Origin of the sequence: Rossellomorea sp. NPDC077527, assembly GCF_044542955.1 — a bacterium.
GTDB classification, from domain to species: domain Bacteria; phylum Bacillota; class Bacilli; order Bacillales; family Bacillaceae_B; genus Rossellomorea; species Rossellomorea aquimaris_E.
Genome location: NZ_JBITVL010000007.1, coordinates 126,108 through 141,004, shown reverse-complemented (window position 1 = coordinate 141,004; position 14,897 = coordinate 126,108). Strand labels below are relative to the sequence as shown.

Annotated in this window: 14 protein-coding genes and 1 riboswitch; of the genes, 10 read left to right on the top strand and 4 right to left on the bottom strand. The window is 43.4% G+C overall.

All coding sequences use genetic code 11. The features are described 5' to 3' along the window. Positions 1-295: 295 nt before the first annotated feature. The 4 genes from sleB (at position 296) to ACIGG7_RS20770 (ending at position 3,524) form a co-directional block, all read left to right on the top strand. The gene (gene sleB / locus ACIGG7_RS20785) at positions 296-1,003 is read left to right on the top strand and encodes a spore cortex-lytic enzyme (protein WP_397550904.1); all 708 of its coding nucleotides are present in this window, start codon (positions 296-298) and stop codon (positions 1,001-1,003) included. A 118-nt stretch (positions 1,004-1,121) separates the two neighbouring features. Beyond that, positions 1,122-1,622: a protease inhibitor I9 family protein gene (locus tag ACIGG7_RS20780; protein ID WP_397550903.1), complete on the top strand. Its 501-nt coding sequence runs from the start codon at positions 1,122-1,124 to the stop codon at positions 1,620-1,622. 394 nt (positions 1,623-2,016) lie between these two features. After that, on the top strand, positions 2,017-3,231 hold the full coding sequence (locus ACIGG7_RS20775; protein WP_224944758.1) for a helix-turn-helix domain-containing protein: 1,215 nt from the start codon (positions 2,017-2,019) through the stop codon (positions 3,229-3,231). Between the two features lie 32 nt (positions 3,232-3,263). Then, complete coding sequence (locus tag ACIGG7_RS20770) at positions 3,264-3,524, top strand: hypothetical protein (protein ID WP_224944756.1); 261 nt, start codon at positions 3,264-3,266, stop codon at positions 3,522-3,524. A 45-nt stretch (positions 3,525-3,569) separates the two neighbouring features. Here the strand turns inward: ACIGG7_RS20770 and ACIGG7_RS20765 are convergent, their stop codons facing one another. After that, complete coding sequence (locus tag ACIGG7_RS20765) at positions 3,570-4,955, bottom strand: DUF2254 domain-containing protein (RefSeq protein WP_397550902.1); 1,386 nt, start codon at positions 4,953-4,955, stop codon at positions 3,570-3,572. Positions 4,956-5,212: 257 nt separating this feature from the next. After that, a riboswitch (SAM riboswitch) is annotated at positions 5,213-5,323 on the top strand. Between the two features lie 138 nt (positions 5,324-5,461). Here ACIGG7_RS20765 and ACIGG7_RS20760 point away from each other — a divergent pair. Together ACIGG7_RS20760 and ACIGG7_RS20755 are read left to right on the top strand one after the other, a co-directional pair. Beyond that, positions 5,462-6,709, top strand: coding sequence for a homoserine dehydrogenase (locus ACIGG7_RS20760; RefSeq protein ID WP_397550901.1), 1,248 nt, complete (start codon positions 5,462-5,464; stop codon positions 6,707-6,709). Positions 6,710-6,753: 44 nt separating this feature from the next. Further along, on the top strand, positions 6,754-7,950 hold the full coding sequence (locus ACIGG7_RS20755) for an aspartate kinase (protein ID WP_397550900.1): 1,197 nt from the start codon (positions 6,754-6,756) through the stop codon (positions 7,948-7,950). A gap of 39 nt (positions 7,951-7,989) precedes the next feature. Here the strand turns inward: ACIGG7_RS20755 and ACIGG7_RS20750 are convergent, their stop codons facing one another. Together ACIGG7_RS20750 and ACIGG7_RS20745 are read right to left on the bottom strand one after the other, a co-directional pair. Beyond that, positions 7,990-8,484, bottom strand: a complete 495-nt coding sequence (locus ACIGG7_RS20750; RefSeq protein WP_224944744.1) for a L,D-transpeptidase family protein — start codon at positions 8,482-8,484, stop codon at positions 7,990-7,992. A 110-nt stretch (positions 8,485-8,594) separates the two neighbouring features. Continuing rightward, on the bottom strand, positions 8,595-9,230 hold the full coding sequence (locus ACIGG7_RS20745; RefSeq protein WP_397550899.1) for a spore coat protein: 636 nt from the start codon (positions 9,228-9,230) through the stop codon (positions 8,595-8,597). A gap of 135 nt (positions 9,231-9,365) precedes the next feature. Between ACIGG7_RS20745 and ACIGG7_RS20740 the strand changes: the two genes are divergently transcribed. Both ACIGG7_RS20740 and ACIGG7_RS20735 read left to right on the top strand, forming a co-directional pair. Beyond that, positions 9,366-9,995, top strand: coding sequence for a LysE family transporter (locus tag ACIGG7_RS20740; protein WP_224944742.1), 630 nt, complete (start codon positions 9,366-9,368; stop codon positions 9,993-9,995). A gap of 62 nt (positions 9,996-10,057) precedes the next feature. Next, positions 10,058-10,804 carry a YqcI/YcgG family protein gene (locus ACIGG7_RS20735; RefSeq protein WP_397550898.1) on the top strand — a complete coding sequence of 249 codons (747 nt, stop codon included), beginning with the start codon at positions 10,058-10,060 and terminating at the stop codon, positions 10,802-10,804. A gap of 9 nt (positions 10,805-10,813) precedes the next feature. On the opposite strand, the gene ACIGG7_RS20730 is transcribed toward ACIGG7_RS20735, so the two are convergent. Further along, positions 10,814-12,118 carry an amino acid permease gene (locus tag ACIGG7_RS20730; protein WP_397550897.1) on the bottom strand — a complete coding sequence of 435 codons (1,305 nt, stop codon included), beginning with the start codon at positions 12,116-12,118 and terminating at the stop codon, positions 10,814-10,816. Between the two features lie 127 nt (positions 12,119-12,245). Between ACIGG7_RS20730 and ACIGG7_RS20725 the strand changes: the two genes are divergently transcribed. After that, a complete protein-coding gene (locus tag ACIGG7_RS20725) occupies positions 12,246-13,190 on the top strand; it encodes an arginine deiminase family protein (protein ID WP_397550896.1) in 945 nt (314 codons plus the stop codon). 353 nt (positions 13,191-13,543) lie between these two features. Continuing rightward, the gene (locus ACIGG7_RS20720; RefSeq protein WP_397550931.1) at positions 13,544-14,893 is read left to right on the top strand and encodes an aspartate aminotransferase family protein; all 1,350 of its coding nucleotides are present in this window, start codon (positions 13,544-13,546) and stop codon (positions 14,891-14,893) included. Positions 14,894-14,897 lie beyond the last annotated feature (4 nt).

The following is a 14,897-nucleotide window of genomic DNA, read 5'->3' as shown; positions in this document are numbered from 1 at the left end:
TTCTTTTTGTCAGTGTGGTAACGATAATCGTGATTGATATTCAGAGTTTGGCACAAGTTTAGTGGAATCCGGCACAAGTTTTCGTAAGAGTGGCACGAGTTTCTCCGAAAGTGGCACAAGTTTACTAAAATCACTCTCCGTCCATGTTCCTATTGGCTTGTATAAAATGATAATCAATCAGAAGAGTGGGTAGTCCAATACGGGCTACCTTTTCTTCCGATTGAACGAGTTACGTACATAATTTAGTCCTTCAAAGAAGACAATATAACCCATCTAGCTTTCTTTGGAGGTTCTTATGTCAAAACTCAAATTTTTCATAACCATTCTCTTTATATCTGGCTTATTTTTTGTCGGAAGCGGACAACAAGCAGAAGTAAATGCTTTCTCCTCTCAAGTTCTTCAAAGGGGAGCAACGGGAGAAGATGTCATAGAATTACAATCACGGTTAAAGTACATCGGATTTTACACAAGTAAAGTGGATGGTGTGTTTGGATACAATACATATTGGGCTGTGCGGATTTTCCAGGATGAATTCGGATTACCGGTTGATGGAGTCGTCGGCCCAAAAACAAAAGAAAAATTAGTCAAAGCCACTGTTTATGATAAGGGAGGATCAACAGGGGGGAGTTCAAATGTTCCGAATGGATTCTCTCAAAACGATATTCAATTAATGGCCAATGCCGTTTACGGTGAATCACGAGGTGAATCATACACCGGTCAAGTAGCAGTCGCTGCAGTAATCCTTAACCGAGTGAGGAGTTCCTCATTTCCTAACACCGTTGCTGGAGTGATCTATGAGCCGGGGGCATTTACCGCTGTGGCAGATGGACAAATCAACCTGACTCCGAATGAAACAGCGAAAAAAGCTGTACTTGACGCAGTCAATGGGTGGGATCCAAGTGATGGAGCGATTTATTACTTCAATCCTGATACAGCAACAAGCAGTTGGATTTGGAGTCGTCCACAGATCAAGCAAATCGGAAAACATATTTTTTGCAAGTAGAAGCGGGAGTTCAGATTCCAAAACGAACGATGACAGGACATACGCATACGATTAAAAAGACAATCCCCATTCCGAAGGATTGTCTTTTTTACTATTTGATAAAGGAGATTGATTAACCATGAAGAAGTGGTATTGTAGGGCCTTATTCGTACTGTCATTGATATTCGTAAGTGGTTGTATGAATGAAGGGGACATGGGTGAAAAAATAGAAACACAGGTGGTGGAAGAAACAATGAATTCATCGATTAAAGTGGATCCGGAACTTGATCTGTCGAGTGGGGAGACTATATCTACCATCATAGAATTTAAGACCAAACCAGCAAAAGTGGCCGTCTTGGAAGCAAAAGCTCAAGGAGTGGAGCTGACACTGGAATCAGCTAAAGAGGAAGTTGAAAAAAGTCACAGGGAGTTCGAGAAGGAACTTTATCTCTTTTTAGAAAAAAATGAAGTGGAGTATCACATCCTCCATCGTTATAAAACAGCTTTTAACGGGGTATCTATGGAATTGCCTGCGAATGAAATTAAGCGATTGATGGGATCTGCTGTTATTTCCAAGATTTATCGAAATAAGGAACTACAGCTTGAACCGCCAATCCAGCCTTCCAATCGAATGGAATAAAATAGCCACCATAAGTGTGGCTTTCTATATGTATAAACGGAGTCCATAAAAAAACATTTTCTCAAAATAGTAAGCATGAGTGTCCTAAGTTGGGAAAATGGAGTAAGCACAAAGAACTAGTTGGTTTTTCTTTTGATTTCAAATGATTGTAAAAATAGTTGAAATAGTAGGGAGAAGATATGAAAACTTTTTATTGAGGTAGTATGCTAAAGAAAATAAATAGGTATAAAGTCTCTCTTTGCGAAATCTTATGCCTGTGGAAAACCCCAATTTCTTCGTGATAATTTCTTAGTATAATATTAGTAGAATGTATTCCGCTATAAAAAAAGATAAAGCGGTAAACCTGTTTTTGAGAGGAACGAGATTTCTACTAAGTCATCATGGGGGTTGGATAATGGATATTGGGGCATTTATTAAATACTTTCGCATCTATAAAGGGATGACTCAGAAACAAATGGGGGCAGGGGTTTGTACTCCAGGACATATTAGTAAAATTGAAAGTGGGCACTTACAGGTTACGAAAGATAAAGTTGATTTGTTCAATCAACGATTACATATCAACATCGAGAAAGAGTTAAAAGTTTTTAAAAAATTACGACTGGATTTGGAACTGTGGCATGATGTCATGATCAAGCAGGTAAATGGAAAGATCGAGTTATTGAAGGGAACCATTGAACAAAATCCCCTTATCAAAATCGAAACGTTGAATGGTACTTATAAGCTATTGAAAGCAAGGTACTTAATGATGAAAGGTGAACTGAAAGAAGCCGCATTCTATTTAGGTCAATTTTCTAATAAGCGTCTTTCTTTTCATATGTACGATTATGACTTTCAATTATACTATCACTTTAAAGGGATGTACGAGCTTGAAAAAGGTAATCCACAAGAAGCCATTACGTATTTGGAGAAAATCGATCGGGACATTTACTCCAATCCTGAATCCTATTACCATATGTCGATGGGCTATCATAAGTTAGGGCAGTATGACAAGTCACTGGGATATAGTCAGCTTGCCCTGAATTACTTCAAAGAAACGTTTAATTTTACAAGATGTATTGACGCAGCTACCATTCAGTTGGCAGCGGAAGGCAAAAATGTAGAGGGAAGTCTCCAAACACTAGTAGAGAAGTATGATGAGCTGATACAGCATTGTGATAATCTACATGACCATAGAAGGAAAGCTATTCTTTACTTGAATTTGGGAGGACTCTATCGAGAGGTCATGCAGGATGGAAAGGCAAAGGAAGCATTTCAATCAGCTTTTGGCTTAGTGAAACATGAGTCTCCTACCGAAGACTATGTCAGTATTCTTTTTGGCTATATTGATAGTTCCCTGAATGTTGACGGCCCTGTAAATAATGAAAGATTTGAAAGTTTAATAGAAGAAGGACTTCTTTATTCGAGAACCATGAAGGCTTCCTACAAAGAGCACCTATTTACGATGCTTAGTATCAGGGTCCATGAGGGAGAGGAAGCGTATTATCAATATATGGAGAATGTTATTATTCCTCTGTCGAAGGAAGAAAGACAATATTCTCAGTGTAATTACTATATCCAGAAGCTATACAACCATCATCAACTGGATGGAAAAAAAGAGTGCATAAGCTGATTATTCAAAAGAACGAGTAAAGGAGAGAGTCGATGGAAAATCCAGATCGTCTAATATCATCATTTGATGAGGTGGAATTAAATAATTACAAACTGCCAATCATCTGTATCTACTGTAGTCCTAAAGATTATCAAGGTATGTATGTCGCAAGACTGTTCGAAGTGAATCAACCGACCCACACCATTTTGATGAGACCTACGTTAGAAGCGGTCAGAAGTGAAATCCCAGATCGATTCTCACGTGTACCGAAAGCCCAAGGAGAAGATTCCAGCATTGTCGAAACGTGGATATAATCCCTAATAAAAAGCTTCATTTCTCAACAAGAGAAATGAAGCTTTTTACGTGTTTTCATTCGCGTTCGGATAGAATTTACTTTCGATTTTTTTATACTCCTTCAGATTGCCCGTGAGCCGTGCCAGCTTATGAACTTCTTGGAGAAGAAAGGTCTTGTCTAATTCGTAGATGACTTCTCTTTCGATATGATCAATGGTGTTGCAGGCGAATTCCCAAAGGTCATGATGTTTTGAAGGTTGAGTGGATTCAGCCAAGAGGGCCAGTGCCCTTACAATTTCCGTTATGATTAGGTGGTTGTCTTTGGCATAGTGACGGATATATCCAAATCCACGATATAAATAATAATTAAATGGTTCTGATTGAAGAATGACGCGGATCCTGTCATGTTGATCGATTAAATATGGAGTGAAGGATAATTGATCCTCAACCGTTAGCATCAAATCGGCCATCTGGTCAATGGTGTTGGAGGCCGTTTTGGGATCATCATTTCCCAATGATTTAATCGCCACCTCTGCGAGTTTATGAATTCCCATCTGCAGGTCTTGAATCTCTGTTTCTTTATGCCCCATCTCAATAAAGTGCAGATAAGAATCAATGGAGATGTTGGCTGTTTCAGGCCCCCATATACTTAATAACTTATTGCCGGCGAGAACATAATCGCCCACTTTATAATGAAGTTGAAGGACAAGATCCTCTCTCTGTGCAAGTTGGATCATTCCCTGAAAATCGACTAATTGAATGTATCCTGAACTTTTAGCCTTCACGTGAACGATGTTTTTCTTTTCTTCTTCCATGATGTCCCCAGTTTCAGTGGTGCGATGTGCTTCTAGATCTTTCTTCAGAGTCTGGTGGATCATCCCTTCAGACACCTGCTTCATATTGTACGTAATATTATGGACCTGCATCCATGTAGACACATGGTTAATAAAAAAGATGAAGGTAATAGCTGATAGAAAGGCCAGTCCAATCGTGATCATGGGTGCAGCGACAAACATTTCCTTCTTTGAACTTCCGATAAACAGAAACAGAAGAAGCACGTAAACAAAACTGCCATTGAAAATACCGAGGGCGTGCTGTGTCTGTTTGTCCGATATAAAATTCAATAGCATTCTTGGTGAAAACTGTCCGCTGAACGTCGTCAACACGACAAGCAGAGAGTTAAGTGTGAAGGCACTGAGTGTCAGAACGCCGCCGATCAGTGTGCTCACCAGAATTCTGGTGACAGAAGCATCCATACTTAAAAAATCGGACAAATACTGAGAGATTTCCAGTTGAAGGTCTAAATAAAGAGTAATGACGACCAGCAGTATGGAAAGACATATGTACAAGAAAGGCATATACCAAATGGTCAGGCGAATCTCATGCATACGCTGACGTTTTGACATGAGCAAGTATTTCCGGATGGATGAAGGGAGTATTTTTTCTAACATAATGAAAACGAATCCTTTCTAGTAAATGGATATGGGTTAGTTTTCCCTGCCTGTACCGGTTAAAACCTCCTTAATGAAAAATAGATTGATAGAGGCTGTAGTTTTTTTAAAAAACGTAGTAAACCTATTGGAAATAATGTCATTCGGGACAGTAGAAAGAATTTTTAAAAAATAATGAAAATGGTATTGACGATGGAATGAATCCCCTATATAATCCAATTCATACTCAAATATCAAGTGAAAACATAACGTTATATCTCTTATCAAGAGCGGCGGAGGGATAGGCCCGATGAAGCCCGGCAACCTGCAGGATTAGTCTGTAAAGGTGCCAATTCCTACAGATTCCATGTGGATCTGGAAGATAAGGGGAGGAGCATGTATATGAAGCCCTCTTCTTACAAGAAGAGGGCTTTTCTTTATATCCTCTTTCCACCACGCCCAGTGGATCTTCAGGCAGGAATGAATCAATTGTATGTATGATCTTAGAAGGATAAGGAGGCTGAAAGATGTCAGTGATAAATGTGGCGATTCTGGGGTTTGGGACCGTTGGTCAAGGGGTCTGTGAGGCTATTGAAACTCATCAGGACAGATTGAAGGAAGCACTCGGCAAAGAGGTGAAAGTGAGGGCGATCCTCATCAAGGACCCCACTAAGAAAAGGGAAATCAACCCTTCAATTAAAGTCACCACAGAGTTTAAAGACATACTAGAGATCCCGGATCTTCATGTGATTTTCGAAGCGATTGTAGGAGAAGAGCCGTGTTATACGTATTTATCCGAAGCGATTGAGAAAGGGATCCACATCGTCACGGCCAATAAAGCCATGTTTGCCAAATATGGACCTGATCTATTGGAAAAGGCTTTGAATCATGGGGTTTCAGTTGGTTTCGAAGCGACCACAGCGGGAGGAATCCCGGTCATCGGCACCATCCGTCAACTTATAAAGGTAAATGAAATCAGAAGTATCCAGGGAATCTTGAACGGGACATCCAACTTTATTCTATCCCAAATGAGGAAGCAGGGACTTTCCTTTGAAGCCGCCCTGAAGCAGTCTCAAGAAAAGGGGTATGCAGAGGCGGATCCAACGAGCGATATTGAAGGGTACGATGCATTTTATAAACTCCTCATTCTGAGTCAGACGGCTTTTGGCAGGCAGCCGGAGTGGAAGGATGTCAGGCGTAAAGGGATCACGCACTTGACGGCAGAATGGCTGCAGGCAGCCGAGTCCTTCAGGTTGCGCTTTAAACATGTAGGTTCTTTGGAACGCGACGGATTCAATCGAATCAAGGGTGAAGTAAAGCCGATCCTGGTCCACGACACCCATCCTTTTTACGGGGTGGAGGATGTGGAAAATGCGGTTTCACTGAAGGGTAGCCTGGTGGGGAGAGTCACACTGCTTGGGCCCGGTGCGGGAAAACGTCCGACGGGAAGTGCCATGGTGGAGGATTTTCTTTCGTTAATACAGGGGAAATACACGGATTCTCCTGAAAGCACGGTGCACAATGAGGAGATTCGAGAAGGTAGCAGCGGGCAATGGGTCTTGCGTGTACGAGCAAATGAAGAATATCAAAGCTGGATTACGCTCTTCACATTAAAGGACCGAATTCAGCTGGGCAGTCACCTGTACGTCTTTGTAGAAGGAAAGAAAGAGGACATAGAAGCGCTCCTTCAATCACAGGAACAGATTCAGGCGGTTTCCATCCTGGACGAAATTCCTCTTGAGAATGAAGTGAAGGAAGGCGTGGCCGTTTACTGACACCTTTTGGGAGCAAATAGATCTGAAAGAAAGTAGGGGATCACTTGAGTATCATCGTTCAAAAATTTGGTGGAACCTCTGTAGGTTCTGCGGATCGGATTAAGCGGGTGGCAGGTTATGTCATAAAAGAAAAGGAAAAGGGAAATGACGTCGTGGTTGTCGTATCGGCCATGGCTAGAACGACGGATACCCTTGTCAAGCTTGCGGGTGAACTATCGGAAGTTCCTCAAAAAAGGGAAATGGATATGCTGCTTGCAACAGGAGAGCAGGTCACGATTTCTCTACTGACAATGGCCCTTCAACATAAGGGGATGGAGGCAGTGTCCCTGACCGGCAGGCAGGCGGGAATCCGAACAGACTCGGTGTTTGGAAATGCCAAAATTACATCCATTGATACCGGAAGGATTAAGAAAGAATTATCCGAAGGACGAATCGTAGTGGTTGCCGGTTTTCAAGGAGTTACAGAAGATGGTGAACTCACAACCTTGGGGAGGGGTGGTTCAGATACGACGGCAGCAGCACTCGCTTCCGCCTTGAAAGCAGATCGATGTGACATATACACGGATGTGGATGGAGTGTACACCTCAGATCCGAGAGTGGTACCCCGAGCTGCAAAAATCGAGGGATTATCGTATGCTGACATGCTCCGGTTTGCCACGATGGGAGCAAACGTCCTGCACCCAAGAGCGATTAAACACGCAAAGGAACACCATGTACCTTTGATTGTTCGTTCAAGTTTAAAGGAGGGGCGGGGATCCCTCATCAGTGACAAAGTCCAAAAGAACGGAAATATAGTCGGCGTAGCGCTTCAGAAGGATATTTCGGTCCTCACCATCCATGGATGCGAAGGAGGGGAATCGTTGATTCTATACGATCTGGATTCTCACCATATCGAAACAGAAAGAATCAAGCATCATCAAGACCTGGCTCTGATCATAAAAGACCAGGATGTTCACTCAGTGAAAAAAATCGTCAGTGGGTATAAAGGAGCTTACTCCCATTTTGAAATAAAGGAAGGCTTATCGAAAGTATGTGTGATAGGAAGCATCCCTTCTTCGGGAGAAGTAAAAGAAAAGGTGACGAATGTTTTTCATGATTATCATATTGGAAAGGTGTCGGTATGGGAATCATCGGTTGGTCTAAGTGCCCTTGTCGATCGCTTTGATGTTGAAAAGGCCGCAAGAATTCTTCACATGCACTTTGGTTTGGATTATATGGAACCCAAAAGGGCTGTATTATAAAGGGAAAGTGTATAGTGTCTTCTCTATACACTTTTTTCTTTATGGAATGATGGATACAGGTGTCCCGATCGGTACAATTCCTGCAAGCTCTTCCACGTCTTTGTTGTACATCCGTATACATCCCTTTGATACGGCATTTCCAATGGAAGCGGGGTTATTTGTTCCATGAATCCCATAACTCTCTTTGGATAAGCTCATCCACATCGTTCCAAATGGCCCCCCGGGGTTCGGTGCTTTATTGATGATGATGAAATCCCCAATAGGAGTTTCGAATAGGACCCTTCCCACAGCGATAGGATACTGTTTCACTTGAACCCCATCCTTGAATAGACGAAGAGTGCGGTTGTTAACTGACACTTGAATTCTATAAGGATTGCCGGTAGCATCGGGAATCCCGGGAATGGTGATCAATTGTCCAGGATAAATTTGATCTGGATTGATCCCTGGATTAGACGTAAGGATGGCAGAAAGTGGAGTCCTGTAGTCCCTCGAAATCTGTCCGAGTGTTTCTCCTGTTTTTACCGTATGAATCAACCTGGGTCACCTCCTGTTTCATTTTCACTTCATTCTATGTGTATGAGAAGCATTCAGTGAGGCGGGTAAAATAAAAAACACCTGCGTCCTGGCGCAGGCGTAATGAGAGGTTATTGAGGGAGATTCTGCTGTGGAACCTCCGTATAGCTTTTAAGCATCAGGGTCATATCCTGATCGTTCAGCTGTGGAACCTGATAGTACCCATTCTTATTCTGATAAAGGAAAATTTCATAACTCATTTCAATAAAATTCGGTACACTGTCGGCAACAACACGTCTCAGCACGGGATTGGTCATTTCGAGAGCTGTCATGGCAAGGAGTGAGGCCAATGATTTGGTCTGTCCCAGCATATACGCAGACAAGCCCTTGTCTGAAAGGTCTTGAACGGACTGATTCGGTTTTTTTGGAGCTCCCGGCTTTATGCCGTATGTTGTGGTATGAGATTGGGACATTTTGTATTGCTGGGTTGGGACTTGTGGATCGTGTCCCGTTGAAAAGCTTCCTACAATCGTATTATACATCGTCGTCACAAAAGCGCTCTGCCGCTTTACGATATCTTTTAATTCAGGATCCTGTATGTGTTGATCATACATTTGATACTGATCGAGCATGCTGATGATGCCGGCGATGATTTCATGGGCATCGAATAATTCATGTCCACCGTGGTTTTTACTTTGGGCGTTCATCATATTCGGCGGCATACCCGATCCTTGGGTCATCCCATTTGGTTGCTGTTGATTCTGCATAGTTGTTCTCCTCCTTTTGGAAATGGTATCGCTGTTTAGATTATCCGCATTTTGGACATTTATTCTGAAAAGGGTTTAATACTTACCGACTTGTCCGAATACAATGGAGGGAAGTCAATGTGAAGGTGGTCGAACATGAGTATCTTTATTAGCTATATTGTTTTGGGTTTATCCCTTTCAGCTCCAATGGGTCCGATCAATGCAGCACAATTGGACAAGGGGATCCGCTTCGGCTTCTTCCATGCCTGGCTTGTCGGGGTTGGAGGAATGGTGGCGGACGGGATTTTTATGCTCCTGATTTATTTCGGAATCGCTCAATTCATAGATATTCCGATCATCAAACTGTTCTTATGGATTTTTGGGTTCTTTATTTTGACCTACACGGGGATAGAAAGCCTTCAGAATTCAGGAGACCTTACGAATGACTCTGGAAAAAGTCAAAGTGAAACGAAAGGAAAATCGTTTCGTACAGGGTTTTTTATGGCCATCTCCAATCCACTGAGTATTTTATTCTGGCTTGGAATCTATGGTTCGATCCTTGCAAAGACATCAAGCTCCTATGAATCGGGACAGATGCTGTTATACAGCTTGGGTATTTTCCTTGGGATCACCATTTGGGATGTGACGATGGCCGGTGTTGCAACGGGCGCGAGGAAGTTGATTAGCCCCCGATTCCTACGAGTCATCTCGATTGTTTCCGGGCTCATATTAATGGGTTTCGGCATATATTTCGGAGTGGAGGCCTGCAGGTTATTATTCGGCTAGACAGACACCCACTTTGAACCCTCCTAATAGGATACATGAGTAATCCTTAGGAGGAATCGACTATGTTATGTTCAAAGAGTTGGATTGATCAACATTTGGAAGAACTTAGCCCATGGCAGCAATCCGCATACCGCCAATTCGCTGCGATGTTGTGTGATGAAGAGCATCCTTATCCTTGCGTACCAGGAAAACAAGGATTTCAGACAGATACACTGCGATTCGGCTTTACGGAAGACCCTAGAAAAGGAGAAGCCTCAGAAAAGTTGGCATCTTACTTAAAACAATACGGGGAGATTTCAAGGGAAACGGGAAATTACGCATCTCTCGTAGTGTTCTGCCATTCAGATGATATGGGGGGAGGTCGGCAGCCGGTTGAAACGTATGAGCAGATTTTTTGGGACCTGTTGAACCGGGTCCATCAATTGGACGACAAGCCTTGGCCGGATCATATTGGAAAGGATCCCCACGACCACACATGGGAGTTTTGCTTCAATGGTGAACCGTATTTTGCCTTCTGTGCAACTCCTGCTCACACTGTTCGAAAAAGCCGTCATTTCCCTTACTTCTTAATAGCGTTCCAGCCGAGATGGGTTTTTGATGAAATCAACTCCTCCACCACTTTCGGCCAGAAATTAAAGAAGGTTATCCGAAAGCGGCTAGTGGAATATGACGAAGCACCTCCACATCCAAGTTTGAAATGGTATGGGCAGCAAGACAATTATGAGTGGGAACAATACTATCTTCGTGATGATGATTCTGCCATGAGAAAATGCCCATTTTCACATATGCATAAGAAAATTAAGAGTTAAGGACAGCCTTTAACTCTTTTTTCTTTTGAAAAACGCAGCAGCGGCAATCAGTATGATGAATCCGATACTTACATAGAACCCTATTCGGCTTACATGATCAAAAAGAGTACCACTGATGGCGAATACGATAAGGAAGAGGGCGATGATCGATTGAATCAGATTCCAGGCGGTCTTGCTCATGAGTTTGAGAAAGGACGCCAGGATGAAAATCCACGTATAAAGCAGCATCAGACCTGCAGCCGTTGTCACATACTCGAATAGCCTTTCCGGGAGGATCATTGCCACTATGATGGAGACGAAAACGACAAAAATGGTTAATCCGAACGCAGGCAGTGGGATGCTCCATCTCCCTTTTTTGGCGAAAATATGTGGAGCGTCCCCTTCCTCGGCCAGAGTGACAAGCATCGTCGTGACGGCATATAGAGATGCGACCATGGTTGAGAACCCGGCAATGATCAAGATGGAGTTGAATACATGTGGCACCCATGGGAGGTCATATTGTTTAAGGGCGGTCAGAAACGGACTTTCATTTGGGTTGAGGGCTTCTATCGGAACCAGCTTTAAAACAAGATAGAAAGAAACAACGTAAAGAAAGGTCAATGTCACGAGCATGATGTTTCCTGACTTCGGGGCATCCTTTGGGTCCTTCAGCTCCTTCGCCATCAGACCCATCACTTCAATCCCGCCGAAGCCATAAAAAGCAAACAGAAGGGCAAGCCATAATCCCTTTCCTTCAAGGGGAAGCATACCTTGAATGGGAGAGTACTGCTCACGACTCGATTCTCCGCCACCAAGCCATCCAAACAAGGCGGCCACCCCAACAAGGATGAACATGACGATGGCAGCCGCCTTCATCAAACCGAATAGATTCTCCATTTGCTCCACTTTCTTTACTCCCAATAAGATGATCACTAGACCAAGTCCCGCAAATCCCGCAGTGAAAATCCAAAGGGGTATCCCCGGAAACCAAAACTGGGCAAAAAGGGCAAGGGCCGTTAATTGACTTCCCATAATTAACATTTCAGCTGACCAATACACCCAGCCATTACTGAATCCTGCCCATGGACCGAATGCTTTTTTGGCATAGGTACGGAATGAGCCTTTTTCTGGGTGCTCAGCCGTCAGTTTTGCAAGTGCCTGGAATACCATCCATGTACCGATACCTGCGATTAAATAGGCAATAAGCACAGAAAATCCCGCACGTTGAATCGGAATAGCCGAGCCAAGGAAATATCCTGTTCCAATGATGCAGCCTACCCCTATGAACGAAAGCTGCCACCACGAAAGATTACGTTGATCCGTACATTTACTCAACTCTCATCACCTGCCCTTTATCCTCCATAGTGTGACATTCCCCCCCATGAATTATGTGAATGGGGCCGGAATGATTTCCATGGGAAAGGAGAAAGTAAGGAAGACTGATTTTCAAGGAGGCTGGCTGATGATAAAGATCAATGCGAATTGCTGGAATGAACATGGAGAATTAAAAACGGTGATGGTCTGCTCGCCTTCGTCCGTGGATGTCCCCGACCAACGAACGGCAGATTACGTCGGATGGGAGAAACCGGTTAACCAGGTGAAAGCGAAGGCAAACCATGAAGAGATGATTCGTGCGATGGAGGATACGGGTGTGCGAGTCATCGATTACTCCAAACACCTTCCAGATGAGGTTGGGGAGTTGAATCATAAGCTTATCAATCGTGTATTTGTAAGAGATCTGGCTTGCGTTTATGGGAACACAGTCATTCCTGGTGATGCCGGCATTACGATGAGAGCACCCGAGTATTTCCATAGTCATGAGTTGTTTCAATCATGGTTTGATGAGAAGACATTTTCGATCAAGGACAATAACTCATTGAAAGCATTGGAAAATGGGGATGTATTTGTGTTGAACAGGGACGCCGTCTTTATAAATACCGGAATGAGATCCAGTATTGAGAGCATTGAAGCACTGAAGAGTAAAATCTTTCTGGCTGGGTTTTCGGAAATAGGGATCATCGACTTACCACGGACCGGTGAAACGATGCACTTGGATATGAATTGTAATGTTGCAGGGGAAGACCTTCTGATTGCCAAAAGTTATATGAGCCTTTTCCCTGTACAAGTCGTCAGCGAAAACGGCGCAAAGTACGTGATGATGGAAGACTTTATAAAGCGGCAAGGATTCGAAGTTCTGTGGACGGATAATGTGAAACACACAGTGGCGGATATCAATTTTCTGAATCTGGATCCGGAAACCCTATTAGTGAGTACGAAAGCGAATAAGAGCATATTTAAAGAGCATCCGAAAGTAAGAGGGAAGAAGATTATACAAGTTGATGTGAATGAATTGGAGAAGGGTGGAGGCGGAATCAGGTGCATGACATTGCCGTTGGAGCGAAAGTAAATAACGTACGAAATACACCGGAGATTTTTAGTTCCGGTGTATTTTTGAGCATTCAATTATGATCACAGAAAAGCTGTTCATACCGACTATTATCCTATTTTTGACACTGTGTAAATATACCTGATTCCAATCGTTTACGTAATAGTGTAAATGGAACGCGGTTTTGGAAAAAACCTCCCTTTCACCACAACCATCAGGAAATTCTTAGAAAAAAACGGATATCCATACAAATGACCTGGTAAGATTGAAAATAATTGAGAATAGTTATCAACTACTATTGACAATGATAATCATTATCAATTAAGATGTCGTTGAAAGCAAAAGCCATTCTACCAGGAAAGGAAGATGTAATGATGACGATACAACATGCCATTTCAAATAAAGAATTACTGGAACAACAAGAGAGACGGGAGTCGAATGCAAGATCTTATCCAAGAAGAATACCTCTTGCCATCAGTGAAGCGGAGGGCATTTATGTAACGGATATGGAAGGGAACAAATACTTGGATTGCTTAGCGGGAGCGGGAACATTGGCCCTTGGACACAATCATCCGACGGTTATTGAGGCGATGGAGCAAGTGATTCGTGATAAACGGCCATTACATACGTTAGATATTACCACTCCTGTGAAAGAAGAGTTTGTGAATGAACTATTCTCATCGTTACCGGAAGGATTTCGTAATCGCGCGAAAATCCAATTTTGCGGGCCGACAGGCGGCGATGCCATCGAGGCTGCGTTGAAATTAGTGAAGACGGCAACCGGAAGGCAAAGCATCCTTACCTTCCAAGGCGGGTACCACGGCGCCACACATGGGACGATGTCCATCAGTGGAAATCTCAGTCCGAAGAAGAAGGTTCAAGGATTGATGCCGGACACACATTTCATGCCTTATCCCTATACATACCGCTGCCCTTTCGGAATAGGTGGCGAGGACAGTCATCGTATTAGCAGCCAATACATCGAGAATCTCCTTGACGATCCCGAGAGTGGGATTTTGCCACCTGCCGCTATGATTTTTGAAACAGTACAGGGTGAAGGAGGCTCCGTTCCTGCGCCGATCGAATGGATCCAGGAAATGAGACGAATCACGAAAGAGCGGGGGATTCCACTTATCATCGATGAGGTGCAGACTGGAATCGGACGTACCGGGGAACTCTTTTCGTTTGAACATGCTGGAATCGTACCGGATGTATTTGTCCTTTCAAAAGCAATTGGGGGGAGCCTGCCGCTTTCCGTCGTGATATATGATCGTGATCTTGATGCGTGGGAACCGGGGGCCCATATCGGCACCTTCAGGGGAAATCAAATGGCTATGGCAGCAGGGACAGCCACTTTAAAGTTCATTAAAGAGCAGAATTTGGCTGCTCATGCCGGGGAAATGGGAGAAAGACTTCTTTCTTCCTTGAAAGATCTTCAACAGGAGTTCCCTGAGATAGGGGATGTAAGAGGTAGAGGACTGATGATAGGAGTGGAGATCATTGATCCTTCTAAACCCCGATCAGCGAGCGGAAGTCAACCGGCTAATCCAGAAATAGCGAGTGCCATCCAACGTGAATGCTTCAAACGGGGATTGATCCTTGAAGTGGGAGGAAGACATGGTGCCGTGGTCCGTTTTCTTCCGCCATTGATCATCACAAGAGAGCAAGTAGATGAAGTGGTGACTATTTTCAAAGAAGCCATAACAGCTTCTCTTACGGAGTGAAATC